General features: G+C 42.2%; 2 protein-coding genes and 1 pseudogene. 2 read left to right on the plus strand and 1 reads right to left on the minus strand.

Features of this window, described 5'->3' with window-relative positions; genetic code table 11:
- Nucleotides 1–320: 320 nt before the first annotated feature.
- Both mutM and AC4GME_RS16755 read left to right on the plus strand, forming a co-directional pair.
- Nucleotides 321–1,133 (plus strand): bifunctional DNA-formamidopyrimidine glycosylase/DNA-(apurinic or apyrimidinic site) lyase, encoded by an 813-nt coding sequence (mutM, locus tag AC4GME_RS16750; protein ID WP_490379821.1) that lies wholly within the window; start codon nt 321–323, stop codon nt 1,131–1,133.
- A 136-nt stretch (nt 1,134–1,269) separates the two neighbouring features.
- Nucleotides 1,270–1,332 (plus strand): annotated as a pseudogene (locus tag AC4GME_RS16755) (zinc finger domain-containing protein); the annotation flags it as partial.
- 10 nt (nt 1,333–1,342) lie between these two features.
- Here AC4GME_RS16755 and AC4GME_RS16760 read toward each other — a convergent pair.
- On the minus strand, nt 1,343–1,483 hold a 141-nt coding region (locus tag AC4GME_RS16760), incomplete at its 5' end, for an ion channel (protein ID WP_490379826.1).

A 1,483-nucleotide genomic window follows, 5' to 3' on the forward strand; every position in this document is an offset into this window, starting at 1 on the left:
GCGCAATATGATGACCTTTCGAGCGATTAACTTCGTTAATCCTCTATCGGTAGATGTAAATGCAAGCATTTAGCATCTTGTATGGTTATTCCTTTTCACCTCTTTGTTTTAAAGTAAGCGCAACGCTGTGTTGATTTGCTAGCTTTCGGGCGAAACTCCCGAAGGGCAAGGCGATAAACGATGATCTTCGTTGTTAGAAGGCTTTGATTTAGAATAACTAGATCATCAACCTTCTGCCTAGAACCTCATCATTTATCGTCTTGCAGATTCCTGCATCTTGAAGTAGTTTGGGTATAATATTAGCCTAAAAGAGCGTATTTATGCCTGAATTACCAGAAGTTGAAACCAGCCGCCTAGGAATCACCCCTCATCTTATTGATAAAAAAGCAAAAGATGTAATCCTTCGCCATACACAACTGCGCTGGAAGATACCTGAAAATTTACTCTCTTATATTGAAAATGAAGTCTTAATATCAATCGAGCGGCGCGCTAAATACCTGCTTCTTAATTTTGCTACCGGCACTCTATTGATACACCTTGGTATGTCGGGCAGTTTGCGCATCTGTCCCTTAAATACCCCAGCACAAAAACACGATCATGTTGATATTATTTTTCCTGACTGTTTATTACGTTTTACCGATCCGCGGCGCTTCGGAGCAATTCTTTGGCTAGGCTTAAATCCAGAGCAGTCTCCGCTACTCAATAAATTAGGCCCCGAGCCGCTTTGTAATGATTTTAATGCTGCGTACTTATACAAAGCCGCACAGAAGCGAAAACTGCCCGTTAAGCAATTTATAATGGATCAGAAGGTGGTAACTGGGGTTGGCAATATTTATGCCTCAGAGGCGTTATTTCAGGCGGGTATTAATCCTACTCGCGCAGCGGGCAATATCTCGCAAAAACGCTATCAGTTATTAGTCAGTGCAATTAAAGATATTTTACAACAAGCGATACTGCAAGGAGGTACCACGCTAAGAGATTTTGTCGGAGGAGATGGTAAACCCGGCTATTTTCAACAAACATTACATATTTATGGTAAAGCGGGCCAGAAATGCCCCAACTGCCAAACCCCTTTAAAAGCGGTTAAATTAGCCGCAAGAAACAGTGTTTATTGTCCTAAATGTCAACGTTAGGTTTGTTATTGGCTTTCGCTTGAAGGCGAATAGTTTTAATTATGAGTGGGAGTATAACTCTACGTTCCGTATGCATTACCACGCAGAGCGTGGGAACGAGTAAAGCAGCAGAAAATGCCTCAATCGTGGGCAAACCCCTTTTAAAGAGCTTAAATTAGCGACAAGAAACAGTGTTTATTGCCCTAAGTGTCAGCGTTAACCCATATTAATCAACGCGTCATCTTCTTCACAAACACCACCACAAACAGCGCGATGGTAAAAGCACCTGTAAATGCCTCCAGCGCAGCCACGAATCTCGAAAAACCAACAGGTATAAAATCGCCATAGCCCAAGGTGGTAAATGTCACCAC

This window comes from Psychromonas sp. (genome assembly GCF_983033635.1).

Bases quoted from the DNA above. Each gene is read 5' to 3' on its own strand.
- mutM (WP_490379821.1), top strand. From the start codon at position 321: ATGCCTGAATTACCAGAAGTTGAAACCAGCCGCCTAGGAATCACCCCT.